Below are 16,946 nucleotides of genomic sequence, written 5' to 3' on the forward strand. Positions count from 1 at the left end.
GATTATAGCGCTTCCCGAAGCCGCTCGGCGGTCTTGTGCAACTCGTCGACCGCGCTGCGGTCCTCGCCGTCGGCCCCGAATGTCGCGACCGCCACGCCGCCGGGCTCCGCCTTGGCGCGCTGCTTGAGGCGGGCGATGTGGTTGCTCAAAAGGTCCAGGTTCTCGATCGACAGCCCGGTCGGGATATGCAGGATCGCGATGGAGCAGGACAGCAGCGGATAGGTCTGCATCCGGCCCTTGCGATCCTCGGCCAGGATATAGCCCTGGCGCCGGTGCTCCGGGCTGTAGAGGCTCTCGACATTGCGGGCGAACTCATCGCGAAGCTCGGCCATCAGCCGGCCGGCCCGGTCCGGCGTCCATTCTTCCAGACCCACGAAATAGTCGTCGCCGCCGATATGGCCGACAAAGGCGCGCAGCGTGTCGAGCCGGCGCTTCATCAGCTCCGCGAAGAGGATCAGCGCCCGGTCGCCGATGCGGAAGCCGTAGGCATCGTTGAACGGCTTGAAATTGTCGAAGTCGATATAGCAGAAGGCCCGGTCGCGGGAAGGCTCGGCGCAGGCCCGTGTCACGTGGTCGGCGATGGCCGAATTGCCCGGCAGCTTGGTCAGCGGGTTCTGGTCCTGGGCGATCTGCAGGCGGACCTCGTTGGAGATCTTGAGCAGCGACCCGGCCAGAAGGCATCCCGCATAACGGCCGTCACGCGTCACCAGTAAACCGTCGGAGAAATCCTCCGTTCCGAGCTCGACGAGCCGGTCCAGCGGCGCATTGATGTCGGCCACCACGCAAGGGCGCACGAAGCGCTGCAGGTGATTGTCGAGTGTCGGGTTGAGCAGCAGATCCCGCCCGAAGGAGAGATAGAGGAAGCTCTTCAGGTCTGCCTCGCGGATCAGGCCGCGCGGCTCGCCGGCCGCGTTGAGGACGGGCAGGATGGACTGGTGCGGATTGGCCTGGAAGATCTCGAGCGCATGGGCAACGCTCTTCGTCTCGCTGATGGCGGCGAGCTTGACCATCTCCCGCTCCAGGAAATCCCGCTCGGCGACCTTGCGCATGTCCGAGCGCAGCGGGCGGTCGGTCGGGACCGGGTAGCTCGGCCGCGCCTCGCCGAGATCGGTGAAGGGGCGCGCGACCACATAGCCCTGGACGAGATCGCAGCCCACGTCCCGGCAGGCGCGCAGCTCGGACGGGGTCTCCACGCCTTCTGCGACCACCCGGATGCCGAGCACATGCGCCAGTTCGACGACGCTCGACACGAAGAGGCGCTTGCGCGCATCGTTCTGCAGGGCGGTGATGAAGAAGCGGTCGATCTTCAGGATGCCGGGTTCGTACTGGTAGAGCACGCGAAGCTGCGAATAGCCCTGCCCGAAATCGTCGAGCGCGATGCCGAAGCCGCGGTCGCGTGCCCTGCCGACCAGGTTGCGCAGGTCGTCCTGGGCAAGGCGTTCGTGAATCTCCGGAATTTCGAGGCAGATGTTCCAGGGCGACAGCCCGTGTGCCGTTACCGCAGTGACCGTGGTGTCCAGCATGTCGTCGGTGGCTGTCAGGTTCCTGGCATCGATGTTGAGAAAGAGCTTGGTCTTCTCGGCGGCTTTCATGCGCGAGAACTTGGCGATGGCCTTTCGCCGCAGCAGGGTCTCAAGTTCCGCAAGGCAGCCGATGCCGTGTGCGTGGTCGAAGACGTCGCGCGGTGCGCGGAAGCCGAGCTTCTCCACCTCTCTGAGCAGCGCCTCATAGCCGTAGACCTCGCCGGAATGGATGTCGACGATCGGCTGGAACGCATAGTCGAGCGCAGCTTCCGCCTGCGTCATGAACAGCGGCAGGTTCTGTGCGCTCCGCCAGGCGGCTGCGATCCGATCGGAAGTTTCGCTCATTCCCGATGCCTCTGCTCGCTCTTCCGGATGGGATTCGGCTGCATCGTCCTCGATCGCGTCGACGGGCGGGGAGGGGAACGCACATGCAAGCAGACGTCCCCTGGGCGCGGCCGGCGCCGGAGGGTGTGCCGATTCGGCCAGATATTTGCGGAGCTTGCCCGAAAAGGATGACGGTATGACTGCAGCCAGTCGCGGAGCCAGCCGCGCAGGTGCATGCACGAGAAACATGAAGTCGTCTTCTCCCGGAAATGCAGCAGTTGAAACGAATTGTCGTCAATCGGCCGCAACTGGCCTCGCGGGAGGGCTTAAGGGACAAATGTTAAAGGCAAGGCCGCCAGCGGAACCAGTGGCGGCCTTGCGGATATGGATATCGGGGACAACGGAATCTGACGGGCGGCTTGCCTCAGCTCCAGCCGCCGCCCTTGGTGCGGTAGAAGATGTGCTGGCCGATCCGGTCCAGCCGCTTCATGTAGCGCGCCCAGCGCGGGCTCACATAGGTCGCGTGGTAGTGGGTGGAGGCGCCGACCTTGTCCAGGTAGCGCTCGCCCGAAACGGTCTCGCGCGCCACTTTCTGCGCCAGTTCCCATTGCGGTTTTTCGCCGATATTGTCGCGGATGCCATCGCAGGCAAAGGAGAACTGGCAGCGGTTGCGCAGGTGCCGGTTCTGGTAGACCACCTTGCAGATCGTCTCCGGATAGGCGGGATTCCGCACCCGGTTCAGCACCACCTGGGCGACGGCGACCTGACCTTCGAGCGGCTCGCCGCGCGCCTCGAAATAGATGGCCTCGGCCAGGCAGCGCTGCTCCTTGGAGGTGATGACGCTGGCCGGCAGGGCGCGGTTCGCCCACCAGAACGGATCGCTCTTGGCATTGGTCTCGAGCGAGGCCTCGTCCTCGGCCGCCTGGGGCAGGCCGGAGCCGCCGAGCAGCGCCTCGAACGGTGCCCGGACATTGTCCATGCCCTGGGGTGCATAGGCGCTGGCATAGGAGACGCTGGTGGCGGCAACGTTTCGGGCCATCGCGAGCCGGACGAGGTCGAGCGCCTCGCCCTTGGTCCCGGTCTTCCCGCCGGCATCCGCCAGTGCGGTGCCGGACAGGCCCACCGGGTGGTTGGGACGCACGAAGGCGACGCGCGGCATGTCCGAAGGGGTCTTGCTCCCGAGCATGCTGCTCATGGTGTAGACCGTGCCGGAAGCCACGCCGGTCATCAGGCGGTCCGGCGCGAGCGACACGTAGCGGTCGCCCTTGGCCGCGCGATTGACAGGCGTCTGCGCCGGCGGGGTCTTGGGCGCGCTTTCCTTGGCGAAGTTCTCCAGGCCGCGAATGACGGCGGCATCGGTTCCCGGAGCGGCATTGGTGATCGCGTAGTCCGGCGCATCCTGCTGCCGCCCCTGCGAGGCATCGGCGAGCACCAGGCTCGGCGTGATGCTGCTCGAATGCGGCGCGGCTTCGATGGCCGACATCCAGCGCGGCGCGCTGCCGCGGCTCGCCTCGATGAGGGCCGTGATGTCCTGCTGCCCGATGCCGCCCGACCAGACGAGATAGATCGCCGGCGCCAGGGCCGCCAGCCGCCACTTCGTGCGCTTTGTAGCCGGCTTGCGCCGATATCGGCCGGGCGTGCCGGTGCTGCGTGTGCGAAGCCACCGCGGGGCTTGGCGGGGGTCGAAGGTCTGCACCGTGCCAGTCATACGCGGCAACTCCGGTCCATGCGGCTAGCGTGTCTGGGGCGCCGGGCCATGCGGGCTTGCGGCGAGGTCGATTGAATTGATCGTCGCTGTTTAACCTTGAGAGAGAGTTAATGCGGTCGAAACGCCGCGGAAATCTTTCGAAAGGCGAAGGGGAGGGGCACTGTTCTTGGTTAACGACAGTGTAGCCGGGTCGGCGGAAATTGTTTGCCGGAAAGGACTTTCTAGAACGGGCAGGGAGCTGAGAAAGTCATGCGTTCGCCGCCGCAAGGATGGTGCAGCGTCAGGCTCTCCGCATGCAGTTGCAGCCGGGATGCCGCCTGCTGCGACTCAAGGGTGCCGTAGAGCGGATCGCCGAGGATCGGGTGGCCGATGGCGCACATATGCACGCGCAGCTGATGGGAGCGCCCGGTGACCGGCTCGAGCTGCACCCGTGTCGCATGCCGCTCGCGCTCGAGGACGCGCCAGTTGGTGCGAGCGCTCCGTCCCTCTTCGTGATCGACCATCTGCCGGGGGCGGTTCGGCCAGTCGCAGCGCAGCGGCAGGTCCACCGTGCCGCCGTCCTCGGCAGGTTGGCCGGCAACACGGGCCAGATAGGTCTTGGCGACGTGGCGACGCTCGAACTGCAGGCCGAGGTGGCGATGCGCCGCCGGGTTCATCGCAAGGACGAGCACGCCGGACGTGTCCATGTCGAGGCGATGGACGATACGCGATTGCGGATGCAGCGAAAGCGCCCGCGCCGCCACGCAGTCCGCAAGCGCCGGATCCTTGCCCGGGACGGTCAGGAGCCCGCTCGGCTTGTCGACGACGAGAATGTCGTCGTCGCAATGCAGCACCACGAGGAACGGCTCGCGCTCGGGGGCGTAGATGCGCTCGGGCAGGGGCCGGAGCTTGGGCCGGATCTGGGGCTGGTGCTGGCTCGACATCCGCGGATCAATAGCGCCGCGCGCCGACAGTGCAAGCCGCTTGCTGTCAGCGGGCCTCGCCGGCGGGGAAGATCATGCAGGTCTCGACGCCATGGGCGATCAGTTTGCCTGTCTTGTCGACAAGCCGAGCTTCGGATGTCGCCATGCGCCGGCCCCGATGCAGGACGCGCCCCTCGCACGTGAGCACGCCGCTGGTGTCGAAGGCCGGGCGCACGTTGTTCACCTTGAACTCGACGGTCGTGTAGCCTTCGCCGATACCAAGGGTCGCGTGAACTGCGCAGCCGAGAGCCGAGTCGAGGATGGCTGCGATCCAACCGCCATGGACGGTGCCGAGCGGATTGTAGTGATCGAAGGAGGGCTCGCCCTCGAAGCGGGCGAACCCGTCAACTTTGGCTTCGGTCAGGATGAAATTCAGGGTTCGGCAGATCGGCGGGGCCGGAAAGCGGCCGGCGATCATCGCCTCCAACTGGCCGATGCCCGCCAACTTTACGGCTTCGGCAGGGTCGGCAAGGCCGAAGGTTCGCGTTCCGATGTTCATCTGCCAGCCTCTTTTTGCTAAACGTGCATATGCACATAATCACGAGCCGGGAACAGGTGCAAGAGCTGCAAGACCGACATATAAGGCTTGAGACGTGTGCAGGAGAGGGAGAATTGCGTGCCTATGCACGCATATGGGCGATGTGGTACCGTGGCGCATGGCGTCCAACCTTCTCTGCTCCTGTCATCGCATCCACCGGGCCGGCCGTGTCGTCACACGGCTCTATGAGCGGGCTATCGCCGACAGCGGCAGCGGCCTGACACCGCAGCAATTTGCGGTACTCGCGGCGCTTGCGGAAGCCGAGGCGATGACCGCGTCCGAGCTGACCGAGGTCGTGGGGGCGGACCGCAGCACCCTGACCCGTGCATTGGAGCGGCTGGATGCGTCGGGCCTGGTGGCTGGCGCGCCCGGAACCGACCGCCGCGAACGACGGTTCTCGGTCACAGCGGCCGGAAGGGCGGAGTTCGAGGTGGCGGTTGCCGGCTGGCGCCGGGCGGAAGGGGCGATGCGCCGGGCCATGGGACCGGACAAGGTGGCCCAACTCTGGGACCTGCTCGAAGAGGCCGAGGCGGCGACCAGCACCTATGTCCGGAAAGCGGTATAGGCCTAGTGTGGTGAATTTGAAATACGCCTCATTTTGCGGCAATCGTCTGAGCGTATTTCTAATTCGAAAACCACACTAGAAACATAAACTTGCTAGTCACCCTTTTGAATCTGAAGTTCGTACAGAGCTTGCTGCCAAATGTGACGAACCTCAGATTCGGGTGACTAGCGCCCGCCGACCCGAAGCCCGAGGGCCGGGCGTTCCTTCAGCACCTCGTGGCGGAAGCGGAAGAGCGCCGCCGGGCGTCCGCCGGTCTGGGTGGAGGTCTCGCCGGTCGGCTCGACGAGGTCACCCTTTTCCACCAGACGGCGAAAGTTCTGCTTGTGGATGTGACGGCCGGAGATCGCCTCGACACAGCGCTGAAGGTCGGTCAGCGTGAAGGCATGCGGCATCAGCTCGAAGATCAGCGGCCGGTATTTCAGCTTTGTGCGCAGCCTCGAGATGGCGGTCGCCAGGATCCTGCGATGGTCGTGCAGCATCGGCGTGCCGAGCGGTGGCAGGTCGTCTCGCTCCTGGGCCGCCGGCCGCCCGTCGCGCTGGGCCTCCGCCAGCAGTCCTGCCTCGTAGAGCATTTCGTAGCGGTCGAGGACGCGCTCCTCGTTCCACATGCCGTCGGTGATGGCGAACGCCTGATGGACGCGGTCCTCGCGCGTGTTGCCGCGCGGTGGGCTGTGCTCGGGCACGGGCGCATCGACCCAGCGCTGGAGCGCGGGAAGGATTTCGCGCTCCACCATCGGCGGCATGCCGTCGCGCCAGTCTTCCCAGGGAAAGAACGAGTACCAGGAGCGCCACTGCGCGTTCTGCTGGGTCAGCGTCTCGTCCGACTTCGGCGTCTGGCGGGCGAGCGCAAGGTATCCGACCGACACCACATGCGGTCCGGCATCGGAATGGATGTGATGGCGCCCGCGGTCGCCGAACGTGTAGAGCTGCTCGACATAGCCGAGCTTCAGGGCGGTCTGTTCTTCCACCCATTCGCGCAGGCCGATCTCGAACGTCCGGTGGCGGGTCGGATCGAACGGGCCGAAGGGCAGCGAGGGAACGCTGGTGTCGGGAGGGGCCGCGATGGTGAGAACCTGCGGCTGCGGTGCGGCGACGGAAACGATGACGGCGTTGAGACCGATCTCGATCATGCGCGCTCCGGACCTGCTCGCGGGTCGCGCGGTGCGACCGACAGGGTGAAGGGCGTTCCCTCGAAGGCATCCGCGCCGCGGCCGATGGAGCGGACCGCATCGACCATCCGCCCGTTGCGCTCCAGCAGCGTATCGGCAAGCGCCACCAGCCGGGCATTGGGCGTTGCCGACGGCGAAGCCCGGCGCAATGCGCCGGCGAGGGTCATCTCGTTCGCCTTGGGAGCCAGCGCACAGGTCGCGATGAAGGCCGCGGCTGTGGAGCGGCTGATTCCTGCGAAGCAATGGATCACCAGCGGCGTTGCGCGGTCCCAGTCGCCGACGAAGTCGAGCAACTCGCGCACATGCGCTTCGGCGGGAGGCGTCAGCCCTTCGGCCGGCGCGGTGATGTCGTTGAAGGCGAGGAAAAGGTGGTCGCCGGCAGCGATGCTCGTCGGTCGGTCGACCCGCGTGCCGGCGTTGATCAAGGTGATCATCCTGCGCGCGCCGGTCCGCTCCACTGTCTCGTGCAAACGGGCGAGCGAACAGACGGTGATCATGGCGTCCCCTGTGTTGTCATGACGTGCGGCCGACGCCGCATCGGGTGCCACGGCGTCCACCTGAATTATTTAGGGCCTGTGCCCGCGCCTGTCACCGGCTTGACGCGGCGCGCATCCGGTCGAGTTCGGAAAACCGGTCGAGAAACAGTTGCTGAGCCGTTGCCACCGGCAGGGCTTCCAGCCCGAGGCGTGGGGGCTGGCCGCGCCGCTTCGGGAAACCGGTCGGCTCGCCGAACAGGCGGCATGCTTCCTCGTCGCTGAAGCCGGCGAGTTCCACCGCCTCGAAATAGGCGGCGACATGATCCGCCTTCTTGGTCAGCCTGCGCAGGATGGCCGGCGTGGTTGCCGGTAGGGCGAAGCGCATGTGAATTGCCGCCTGCAACCGCGCCTCGATCTCCTTGTAGCTACCGCCCATTACCGCCTTGAACGGCGAGATCATGTCGCCGATGACGTATTCGGGAGCATCGTGCAGCAGGATCGTCAGGCAGCTGTCGGGCGACAGGCCCGGCTCCATCTGCAGCGCAAGCCGTTCCACCAGCAGCGAATGCTCGGCGACGGAAAAGGCGTTGTCGCCGATGGTCTGGCCGTTCCAGCGCGCCACGCGCGCAAGACCGTGGGCGATGTCCTCGATCTCGACGTCGAGCGGGGAGGGGTCGAGCAGGTCGAGCCTGCGGCCGGACAGCATGCGCTGCCAAGCCCGCATCGGCTCCGCCTTCTTTCCGGCCGCGCGGCTCACGGACGCGCCGCCGTCATTCGGCCGTTTCCGGATTGGCGGCGGTCTCCGGCCAGGTGAAGCGGGCGAAGTCCGGCAAGGCCGGCTCCAGCTGCACTCCGCCGGCGGTCACCGGCTCGCCGCGGACCCGGGCCTGGGCGATCCTGTCGAGCCGGACGAGCGCAAGGCCCGCAGTGCCGTCGACGGTGCCGAGCGTTCCGGCAGTTTTTTCGCCTGCAAGGATCTCCGTTCCCGGGGCTGGAAGGTTGCCCATGCCGGTCACCTTGATGATGCGGCGGCGCGCGGTGCCGCGATGGCGCATCCGGCTCACCACCTCCTGGCCGATGAAGCAACCCTTGTCGAAGGCAACGCCGTTGAGGTCGTCCATGTCCGCATCGTGCGGGAACGCATCACCGAGCGCGAAGTCGAAAGGCGCTTCCGGTACGCCGGCTGCGACGCGGCGCGCATGGTACTGCGGTTCGGTCCCGCCGGCAGCCAGGGCGTCGATGACGGCGGGCGGGCCGATCACGCGCCAGCCGAATCCGGCAAGGCGCGGGTCGGCGACGACGAGGCAGCCCTCCGCCTTCGGTTTCGGCCCGAAGGCTGCCGCGACCTTGTGCGTCTCGCTGACATCGGCGATTTCGACCTTGGAGCGCAGCTTGTAGAAGCCGAGCCGGCGGGCGAAGTCGCTCGCCGTCTCCTGCGCCGTGTCGAGCAGGTAGCCTGCCTCGTCCGCCAGCACCAGAAAGTCGAACAGGATCTTGCCCTGTGGTGTCAGCAGGGCCCCGTAACCGGCCCCTTCCGCGTCGACATCGTCCATGTCGCAGGTCAGAAGGTTTTGCAGGAAGCTATGCGCATCCGCCCCGGCGACGCGAAGAACCGCGCGCGAGGGGAGGGAGACGAGGGCACTGTCGCCCTCATCCGTCGGCGCCGGCTGGTTGGGTGTGTCTTCACTCATCGCGTCGCCGCTCCTCGGTGTTTCTCGCGGTGAATGCCGATGGTGCAAGCCGACTCAGGCCGGCTGCAATCCGTTTCTCGCGACATAGGCCGGAACGCGGCGCCCAACAAGGGGAGCGGGCTCGCCAGTGGGGTTACGGGAAAGCTGCGCAAAAGCGCGAGACGCCGGGTGTCCTGCCGAAAATTCGACACGGTTTGTTACCCTCTTCGCATTACGATCCGTTTCGGGTCCGTTGTCACCCATTTCCCGCTCTCGGGCCCTGTTGCCGGCATTTCCGGCAGTTTCTGGGGTTTGCTGCCATGTGCCGCCTGGCTGCCTATATCGGTACCGAAATTCCGCTGGAAAACATCATCGCCCGGCCGCGCCACTCGCTGCTGGTGCAGAGCCAGGACGCCCAGGAGGCGAAGCTGCGCGTCAACGGCGACGGCTTCGGCATCGCCTGGTACGGCCATCTGCCCGAGCCCGGCCTGTTCAAGGACGTGCTGCCGGCCTGGGCCGACACCAACCTGCCGAGCATTTGCCGGCTGGTGCGCTCTCGCCTCTTCCTGGCGCATGTCCGAGCCGCCACCACCGGCGCCTCGTCGCGCGAGAACTGCCACCCGTTCACCCATGGCCGCTGGGCGTTCATGCATAACGGCGGCATCGGCAATTTCGGGCATCTGCGGCGGGACATGGAGGCGCTGATCGGCGACGACTATTACGCGCTGCGCCGCGGCACGACCGATTCCGAACTGTTCTTCCTGATGATGCTGTCCAATGGGCTGGACCATGATGCGCCCGCCGCGCTGCAGAAGACGCTGGTCCAATTGCTCGGCATTGCCGAGCGGCGCGGGACGGCCGGCCAGCCGATCCGCCTGACTTGCGCATTCAGTGACGGTGCGCGGATCTTCGCGTTCCGCTTTGCCGACGACCGTCAGGCGCCTACGCTCTATCTATCCGATTGCCTCGACCATGGCGGGCGCGCCTTCGCGTCCGAGCCGCTGGAGGGACCTTGCGCGCGCTGGCGCACCGTCGAGCAGGATCTGCTCTACGAGTTGGCGCCGGACAGGCTCGACGTGCACGCCATCGCAGCCGCTCCCACGTCGATGGCGGTCGTGGCTCCGCTGCGGTCGCTATCCTCGTAAAAACGCTCCGCACCTTTCGGGCGGGGCGTTCGGGTCGCGACGGGCCTGGCGGGAAAGTCGAGATCAGGCGGGGCTTGGCAGCGGGCCGCGGCCCTTGCCGAAGGCTGCGGTGATCGAGGCGATGCGGGCGCTCGCCGGGATCGGGCGAATGGTGAAAAGGCGCGGGATGCGGTTGTGGCCGGCATCGCTCGCCAGAGCCATCAGCGATTCGACCTGCTCGCCGACCCGGCGATGCGTCTCCGTCTCGATGCGGATGCGCCGCCAGACGTGCCGCTGGACGACGAGGTCCAGACACGCCTTAATGTCGCCGATCAGGAATTCGAGATCGAGCGTCGGCAGGCCCAGATAGGCGCGCAATTCGTCGAACACGGTCTTCAGCACGGCCGCATAGGCGAATTCCTCGGAGGCGGGGCGCAACTCGTTGATGTCGAGGCACTGGATCTGTGCCTCTTCGCGGGCGGTTTCGATGAAGGCGGCGATCTGGCCGCTGGTAAGCGTCGCCGTGCCGTCCTCGAGTGCCAACTGCTTCATCAGCAGCGAGGCTTCGAAAATGTCCAGGATCCGGCGCGACAGCAGCTGTACCAGCTCCCGCAGGGCTCGCTCCTGGGCGGGATTGCACTCGACGAAATTCATCTCGACGATATCGAAGAGCCCCGCCTCGAAGGTTTCGCTCATGTTACGGAAGCACGCATGGTGGTGGAGCAGCTTGTTGACCGCCGGCAGCGCATCCACCTCCACCGGACAGTCCGACATGCAGATATCGTTGATGTCGGTGAAGCGCGGTGCAGTGGTGCGGTTCTGGCTATTCTGGCTCTTGAACACGGCAATCTCCTTTGCCGTCCCGCGTGGGGCGGCACGATCTCTCGTCTTGTCTTTTGGGTGTCCGGCCGGAGATGGCCGTCTTGGTTAAACGATTCCGAATCGTGATCTGAGTCGCAATTAGGAAACGCCGCACAAGGGCAAGGTTATTTCGCTCCTAGGTGGCGATTTCATGTGGACAATCGCGAATCGGGCACACAGGCGCACCAAGCGCCGGCATGTGACGACAATCACGGCAAGTTGAGCGGCTTCCAGGGCAAGATCTGCGGCAAATAACGAGGGGTTTACGGCTTTGCGCTAGATTTCGCTCAAGCCGCATCCGTGAGACTGCGAAGGTTGTTCGAATGATCGAGATTTCCCGCGAGACATTCCCCGGCGCCGGCCGGTTTCCGTCCGCCCTTGCCGCACTGCTGATCGCGGCGGGCACGCTGGCGATGGGCGGCGATGAAGCGGCCGCTCGCGATCCGGCGCCGATGACCCCGATCGCAGGCGCGAGCCTAGCGGCCGAGGCAGACGATCCGGACATGCCCTTGCAGATCCTGGTGTCGCTCGACGACCAGAAGCTCGACGTCTATCGCGGCACGAAGCTGATCGAGACCACGCGCATCTCGTCGGGCAAGCGCGGGTATGGCACGCCGACCGGCGTCTTCAGCATCCTGGAGAAGCGGCGGCGCCACTTCTCGAACCTCTACAACAATGCGCCGATGCCCTACATGCAGCGCCTGACCTGGTCGGGCATCGCCCTGCACGAAGGTGTCGTGCCGAACTATCCGGCTTCGCACGGCTGCATTCGCATGCCGCGTGCCTTCGCGCAGCAGCTCTTCTCGATGACCGATCGCGGCGCTCATGTGATCGTGACGCGCAAGCGGGCCGAACCTCGCTCCGTCACCCATGCGGCGCTGCCGGCCTTGCGCCTTCCGGAGACGGAGGTCGCGAGCCTCGCGGGCGAGTTGCGACCGGGCCTGCCCGGTGCCGTAACGGACGGCGATGCGGGCACCGTCGGCTCCATCGGTCCCGCCGAGCCTGCCCTGCAACTGCCTTCGCAGCCTTTGCGCATGCTGGTGACGCCGACCTCCGCGCAGGAGCGGCTGCGCGACATGCAGCGTGTTCTCGACCAGCTTGGCTACGACCCCGGTCCAGTCGACGGGGTGATGGGGCGAAAGACCCGCGCGGCGATCCGCCTGTTCCAGGAAGGGGCCGAGCTGCCGATCACCGGCGAGCCGACCGACCTTGTGCTGCGTGCGCTCTACGCCGAAGCCGGAGAAGCGGGTCCGGCGACCGGCCGGCTTTATGTGCGGCGGAACTTCAGGGAAGTCTATTCAGCCAACGTCGTGCTGAAGGAACCGGACCAGCCGCTTGGCACGCATCTGTTCACTGCCATTGCCGGCCTTGCCCCCGGCGCCGAGCCGCGCTGGATGGCGGTGGTGGCGGACGAGGCAGAGAACCGCACGCCTGAGGCGGTTCTCGACCGGATCGAATGGACGCCGGAGGCACGTGCCTTCGTGGAGGAAAATCTCGCTCTCGGGTCGTCGCTGATGGTCACCGACCGACCGTTCCGCCTGCATTCGGGGCTGGGGACCGACTTCGTGGTGATGACGCGCCAGTAAGCCTCAAGGCGCTTCGCACAAACGAAAAAGCGGCGGAGGGGGAGCCTCCGCCGCTTTTTCATTGCGTGTCGCCCTGTCCGGCGCTCAATCGCCGGCGACGAAATAATGCAGCGTTCCGTCCGGGCCGATGCCGACGCGATAGAAGGTCCAGGCGCCGGTTGCCTCCATCTCGGCCAGATCACCGGACGTGACGACGCGGTACATCTCCACCTTCTGCTCCTTGGTCAACCGGGCAAGGGGAATACGCGAGAAATACGGCCAGATATACATTTCCTGCGCCGTGCCCTGGTCGACATGCACGTAGCCGGTCTCCAGCAACTCGGTCAGGATCGCCATCACCTCCAAGCCTTCCCCATCGCCGGAGCTGGTCTTGATGAACTCGATCGGGTCGTCCATCTCGCCGAAGGTGAGGGTAGGCATCATCTCGTTGCCCTCCAGCACCATGCGCAAGTGGTCGAGATCCCCGGCATGCGCCGCCTCCAGCAGTTGGGCGCGCGTGCGGGCCACCGCCTTGGGCAGCTCGGCATCGCCGTATTTCACGTCCGGAAGGTGGAGAGGCTGCACGCCATAGGCGCCCGAGGCGGCGGTGCCCGGTTCCGGTGCGGCGGCAGGAGCCTCCAGAGCGTCGGACGGGATCCGGGTCGTGTCCGCCGGTGCTTCGGTCGGCGTCACCTGGATCCGTTCCGTCCGCACGGTTGCCGCTTCCGCACTTGCAGACGTGTTGAGCGCAACGGTGAGCAGAAGGGCGGCAAGGGCCGGACCAGCGTGCATGTCGATCATCCTTTTGTCGGGGCGGGCTCTCGTCGGCAGACCCTATACCAAGCAGGGAGCGGGGGAAATCACGCCTTGCCGATCAAGGATTGCACTCTGTCCCCGGCCGGTTCGGCCGGAACGGTTGAGCTTGCCGGTGCGGTTGGTTAGGGATGAGCGGGAGCAGGCTGCGGGGCTGTCCGCTGGCAGGGGGTCGGGAGCTTTTGCAGGAACCGTTCTTCTTCTTCATCGGGCTGGGCATTGGTATGGCCACCAGTGCGCCCGTCGGTCCCGTCAATATCGCGGTCATTCAGCGCGCGTTCCGCTCGGGGCTTTTGCCGGGCCTGTGTGCGGGCTTCGGCGCCATGCTCGCGGACGGGCTCTATGCGACCTTTGCGGCCTTCGGCGTGACCGTGGTCTCCGATTTCGTCGAACTGCACAGCAGGATCATCCAAACGGTCGGCGGCGCGCTGGTGATCCTCTTCGGTCTTCGCACCCTGATGACACGGCCGCATTTCGAGGCCGGCGACGAGGCGCCGCAGGGGCTGATGTCCGGCCTGGTCGGCGGGTTCGCGATGACCGTCACCAATCCGGGCGTGGTGCTCGGATTCCTGGCGATCTTCGGCAGCCTCGGCGAATGGGCGCCGGATCCGGGCAACTATATCGGCGCCGCCACGCTGGTGCTCGGCGTGCTGACAGGCGCGCTGGGCTGGTGGATCCTGCTGGCGTCGCTCGTTTCGCACTTGCGCGAAAGGATGAACGACACCTGGCTGTTGTGGATCAATCGCGTCGCCGGCGGGGCGCTCTGCGCCTTCGGCCTGGCGATCTTCGCCCATCTCTACCTTTTGTGAGGGCGCCTCTTGCGGGCCCTCAGAATCGTCAATGCATGGGCTTGAACAGCGTGTAGTCACCCCGGCGGACCCGCTCCGGCAGTCCCTCGGCAAGCTGCGCGACAGCCTCCTCGCCATAGGTAGTCACGAGGTCGACAAAGGCGGTGAACAGTGCCGCATGGGCGACAGCCGCAGAATCGAGACCATCGGCGACGGCTTCCGCAAACGCATGATCGATGTAGCCGAGCGCCATTCGCCGGATGTCCTGATCTGTGACCGGGCCTTCATCGAACTCGGTTTCGGTGTTTTCGCTGTCGTGCATAAGGGCTGCCTGATTTCCTGTCGACGCGTCCGGTCGAGGCGTCGTGCAGCCCTCACTGTGCGTGAGTCGTGGCAGGACCGTAAAGAAAAGCTTAAAACCTTCGCTAAATTCCGAAGAATATGGTTAACGCCGCTTCAGGATTTCAACGGTTGTAGCGGGTGGTGACATTGCGGATCAGCGCGCCGCCTTCCTCGATATAGCGGACAAGTGCCGCCTCTGCTGCCGGCGTGCATTTGACGTAGACCGAGGAGAAGCCGCGATAACCCTGGTTGAAGCGTTCGATGAAGCGACGTCGGCGCTCATCGTCCTGAACTTCCGCATTCAGCAGGGACTCCATCTCATCGCGCCAGACGGTGCCGTCCGGCGATCCGCAGAGCGGGCGGAGGTAGTGGAGTGCGCCGAGAATCTCCGACAGCCGCATCAACTCGGCCTCGTAGGGCGGATCCTCCACCCTTACGGGCACCTGTGCAGCGCTCGGCGCGACTTGTGCGGCGAGCAAGGCGAAAGCGAGCAGCGCGACGAGCGGGAGCAGGTGCATCTGAGGGGAGAGCAGGCGGATCGGGCGTTTCATGGCCGGCAAGATGCGCCGTCTGGTGCCTTTCCGCAAGGGGAGGCGAGCTTGCCTCGGCGCTCCGCAGTCATGACGCTGAGGCATCGCCGATCAGGCGCAGGAGGCGCGCCGCCGTGCCAGGCGTCATGGTGAGATCGGCGAAGGCGTCGGGCTCGAAAAAGGCCGCATCGGCTGCGTCGTCGCCCGGCTGAAGCGTGCCTTGCGGATGGCTCGCCCGGAACACCGCTATCACGAAATGCCGCCCCGGCGCGTGGTCCTCGGGCACCAACTCGACGAGCTCCGCAGGGGCCGGCTCGAACTGAGCCGACAGACCGGTCTCCTCGAAGAGTTCGCGCGCTGCTCCCTCGCGCAGCCTTTCCCCGAATTCCACCGACCCGCCGGGCAGGCTCCAGTATCCGGCGAAGGGGTCCTTGCCGCGTTTCACCAGCAGGACTTTGTCTTCGTGCCGAAGGAAAACGCTGACGCCGAGGCGGGGATGGTTCGAATCGCTCATTGCCGAAGCATGCCACGGCGCGTCAAACCGGCAAGGCGGATAAGCCGCGGAATGGACCAGGGGCAGGCCCTAGGCGAACAGCGCGTCGATGGAGGCTTGCGAGTCGGTCTCGGTGCCGCTCGCCGGGTCCAGATGGCCATGGATGATCGCGCTGGCGGTGGCGATCAGCGGCTTGACCTCCTCCACCGTCTGCATGGCGATGATCGGTGCGATGGCCGCGATGTCGTTGCTCTCGCGCAGGCGCCCCTGCTTCTCGCAAACGGCGGTGTCGAGCGTCGCCACCACATCCTTCAAGGCCTTGCGCACGGCCGCAGGAGCTGCGCGAAAGGCCTCGACCGCAAGGTGCTTCTCGGCGAAGTTCGATGCCTCGAAATGCTGTTCGTAGCTGAGCGGCTGCCATTGCATGACGTCTTCCACGCAATCCGGCATGTCGGGGAGCATCTCGAGCAGCATGACCACCTCGTTGAAATGGTTGAGGTAGTCGGTCGCAAGGCCGGTGCGGGGATTGATATTCGCCGCAGCCAGCCTGTCAGCCGAAAGATGCCCTTCTCCCAATGTCGGTACCGCGAGGGTCATTTGACGTCCTTTGACGATCCAGTCCCCGCCGTTTTAACTGCTTCGGGTTTCAATTTGCCTAATTACGCGAATACGATAACAAGCCAGCAGCCCGCCGGCGGGCTGCTGGCCAGGAAGGATTGGATTTCATGTGCGGCCGTTTCGCCCTGAAAGCCTCCGCGGAGGAGCTGCGAAATGTCTTCGGGTATCTGGGTGCCGCTCCAGGTGCCGAAGGCATGCCGCCGCGCTTCAACATTGCGCCGACCCAGCCCATCGCGACCATCCGCCATGCCCATGGGGCGCGGCGCTTCGCGCTGGTCCGCTGGGGGCTGGTGCCGGCATGGGTGAAAGACCCTTCCGCCTTCTCCCTGCTGATCAACGCAAGGGCCGAGACGGTCGCCGAGAAGCCGTCCTTCAGGGGAGCAATCCGCCATCGCCGCTGCCTGGTTCCTGCCAGCGGCTATTATGAGTGGCATCGCCCGTCCGACGGGTCGAAGCAGCCCTGGTACATCCGGCCGCGCGACGGCCAGATGGTGGCCCTCGCGGGCCTTTGGGAGGAATGGTGCGACCCCGACGGCGGCGAGATCGAGACGGGAGCACTGCTCACCGTTCCGGCCAACGCAGCGCTCGCGCCGATCCACCACCGCATGCCCGCGGTCATCGCCCCGGAGGATTTCGACATCTGGCTCGACGTCGGCGGCACGTCGGTGAAGGAGGCGGTCGCCCTGCTGCGGCCTGCCCCGGAGGACTTCTTCGAAGCCGTTCCGGTATCCCAGCGGGTCAACTCCGCGCGCGACGACGACGAGACGCTCACCGAGCCGGCGGCGCTGCAAGACGCGCCGCCCGAGGCGGGTTCGGCCGCAACGCCGCAGAGCAAGCCGGTCGGACGCGATGCCGGCCAACTCGATCTCTTCTGAAG

19 protein-coding genes are annotated in these 16,946 nt (G+C 65.9%); 5 read left to right on the plus strand and 14 right to left on the minus strand.

Going from position 1 to position 16,946, the window contains the following annotated elements; all coding sequences use genetic code 11:
• Positions 1 to 2 precede the first annotated feature (2 nt).
• The 4 genes from MNI96_RS11835 to MNI96_RS11850 all read right to left on the minus strand — a co-directional run bounded on the left by MNI96_RS11835 (position 3) and on the right by MNI96_RS11850 (position 5,016).
• Positions 3 to 1,868 carry a bifunctional diguanylate cyclase/phosphodiesterase gene (locus MNI96_RS11835; RefSeq protein WP_249693350.1) on the minus strand — a complete coding sequence of 622 codons (1,866 nt, stop codon included), beginning with the start codon at positions 1,866 to 1,868 and terminating at the stop codon, positions 3 to 5.
• Between the two features lie 403 nt (positions 1,869 to 2,271).
• Positions 2,272 to 3,555, minus strand: a complete 1,284-nt coding sequence (locus MNI96_RS11840; RefSeq protein ID WP_249693355.1) for a cell wall hydrolase — start codon at positions 3,553 to 3,555, stop codon at positions 2,272 to 2,274.
• Positions 3,556 to 3,776: 221 nt separating this feature from the next.
• Positions 3,777 to 4,478, minus strand: coding sequence for an RluA family pseudouridine synthase (locus MNI96_RS11845; protein ID WP_249693357.1), 702 nt, complete (start codon positions 4,476 to 4,478; stop codon positions 3,777 to 3,779).
• A 46-nt stretch (positions 4,479 to 4,524) separates the two neighbouring features.
• Positions 4,525 to 5,016, minus strand: coding sequence for a PaaI family thioesterase (locus tag MNI96_RS11850; RefSeq protein WP_249693358.1), 492 nt, complete (start codon positions 5,014 to 5,016; stop codon positions 4,525 to 4,527).
• A 157-nt stretch (positions 5,017 to 5,173) separates the two neighbouring features.
• Between MNI96_RS11850 and MNI96_RS11855 the strand changes: the two genes are divergently transcribed.
• Entirely contained in the window at positions 5,174 to 5,620 is a 447-nt protein-coding gene (locus tag MNI96_RS11855; RefSeq protein ID WP_249693359.1) for a MarR family winged helix-turn-helix transcriptional regulator, read from the plus strand.
• Positions 5,621 to 5,784: 164 nt separating this feature from the next.
• Here MNI96_RS11855 and MNI96_RS11860 read toward each other — a convergent pair whose 3' ends face one another.
• The 4 genes from MNI96_RS11860 to ygfZ all read right to left on the minus strand — a co-directional run bounded on the left by MNI96_RS11860 (position 5,785) and on the right by ygfZ (position 8,956).
• Positions 5,785 to 6,750, minus strand: coding sequence for an NUDIX hydrolase (locus MNI96_RS11860; protein WP_249693360.1), 966 nt, complete (start codon positions 6,748 to 6,750; stop codon positions 5,785 to 5,787).
• A complete protein-coding gene (locus MNI96_RS11865; protein WP_249693361.1) occupies positions 6,747 to 7,286 on the minus strand; it encodes a tyrosine phosphatase family protein in 540 nt (179 codons plus the stop codon). The genes MNI96_RS11860 and MNI96_RS11865 overlap by 4 nt, the downstream gene beginning before the upstream one ends.
• Positions 7,287 to 7,377: 91 nt before the next feature.
• Positions 7,378 to 7,989, minus strand: coding sequence for an HD domain-containing protein (locus tag MNI96_RS11870; RefSeq protein ID WP_249693362.1), 612 nt, complete (start codon positions 7,987 to 7,989; stop codon positions 7,378 to 7,380).
• A 46-nt stretch (positions 7,990 to 8,035) separates the two neighbouring features.
• Positions 8,036 to 8,956: a CAF17-like 4Fe-4S cluster assembly/insertion protein YgfZ gene (ygfZ, locus tag MNI96_RS11875; RefSeq protein ID WP_249693363.1), complete on the minus strand. Its 921-nt coding sequence runs from the start codon at positions 8,954 to 8,956 to the stop codon at positions 8,036 to 8,038.
• Between the two features lie 299 nt (positions 8,957 to 9,255).
• On the opposite strand from ygfZ, the gene MNI96_RS11880 reads away from it, so the two are divergent.
• Entirely contained in the window at positions 9,256 to 10,080 is an 825-nt protein-coding gene (locus MNI96_RS11880) for a class II glutamine amidotransferase (protein WP_249693364.1), read from the plus strand.
• A 63-nt stretch (positions 10,081 to 10,143) separates the two neighbouring features.
• Here the strand turns inward: MNI96_RS11880 and MNI96_RS11885 are convergent, their stop codons facing one another.
• Positions 10,144 to 10,902: a hypothetical protein gene (locus MNI96_RS11885; protein WP_249693366.1), complete on the minus strand. Its 759-nt coding sequence runs from the start codon at positions 10,900 to 10,902 to the stop codon at positions 10,144 to 10,146.
• Positions 10,903 to 11,243: 341 nt separating this feature from the next.
• Between MNI96_RS11885 and MNI96_RS11890 the strand changes: the two genes are divergently transcribed.
• Positions 11,244 to 12,506, plus strand: coding sequence for a L,D-transpeptidase family protein (locus tag MNI96_RS11890; RefSeq protein ID WP_249693368.1), 1,263 nt, complete (start codon positions 11,244 to 11,246; stop codon positions 12,504 to 12,506).
• Between the two features lie 84 nt (positions 12,507 to 12,590).
• On the opposite strand, the gene MNI96_RS11895 is transcribed toward MNI96_RS11890, so the two are convergent.
• On the minus strand, positions 12,591 to 13,277 hold the full coding sequence (locus tag MNI96_RS11895; protein WP_249693370.1) for a hypothetical protein: 687 nt from the start codon (positions 13,275 to 13,277) through the stop codon (positions 12,591 to 12,593).
• 245 nt (positions 13,278 to 13,522) lie between these two features.
• Here MNI96_RS11895 and MNI96_RS11900 point away from each other — a divergent pair, with 245 nt between their 5' ends.
• A complete protein-coding gene (locus MNI96_RS11900) occupies positions 13,523 to 14,107 on the plus strand; it encodes a LysE family translocator (protein WP_249693372.1) in 585 nt (194 codons plus the stop codon).
• 28 nt (positions 14,108 to 14,135) lie between these two features.
• Here MNI96_RS11900 and MNI96_RS11905 read toward each other — a convergent pair whose 3' ends face one another.
• The 4 genes from MNI96_RS11905 to MNI96_RS11920 form a co-directional block, all read right to left on the minus strand.
• Positions 14,136 to 14,408: a hypothetical protein gene (locus MNI96_RS11905; RefSeq protein ID WP_120268737.1), complete on the minus strand. Its 273-nt coding sequence runs from the start codon at positions 14,406 to 14,408 to the stop codon at positions 14,136 to 14,138.
• Between the two features lie 142 nt (positions 14,409 to 14,550).
• A complete protein-coding gene (locus MNI96_RS11910; protein ID WP_249693374.1) occupies positions 14,551 to 14,979 on the minus strand; it encodes a TIGR02301 family protein in 429 nt (142 codons plus the stop codon).
• Between the two features lie 67 nt (positions 14,980 to 15,046).
• Positions 15,047 to 15,472 carry an NUDIX hydrolase gene (locus tag MNI96_RS11915; RefSeq protein WP_249693375.1) on the minus strand — a complete coding sequence of 142 codons (426 nt, stop codon included), beginning with the start codon at positions 15,470 to 15,472 and terminating at the stop codon, positions 15,047 to 15,049.
• 69 nt (positions 15,473 to 15,541) lie between these two features.
• Positions 15,542 to 16,048 (minus strand): hypothetical protein, encoded by a 507-nt coding sequence (locus tag MNI96_RS11920; RefSeq protein WP_249693377.1) that lies wholly within the window; start codon positions 16,046 to 16,048, stop codon positions 15,542 to 15,544.
• Positions 16,049 to 16,176: 128 nt separating this feature from the next.
• Here MNI96_RS11920 and MNI96_RS11925 point away from each other — a divergent pair, with 128 nt between their 5' ends.
• The gene (locus tag MNI96_RS11925; protein ID WP_249693378.1) at positions 16,177 to 16,944 is read left to right on the plus strand and encodes an SOS response-associated peptidase; all 768 of its coding nucleotides are present in this window, start codon (positions 16,177 to 16,179) and stop codon (positions 16,942 to 16,944) included.
• Positions 16,945 to 16,946 lie beyond the last annotated feature (2 nt).

Source organism: Stappia sp. WLB 29 (assembly GCF_023507705.1).
GTDB lineage: Bacteria > Pseudomonadota > Alphaproteobacteria > Rhizobiales > Stappiaceae > Stappia.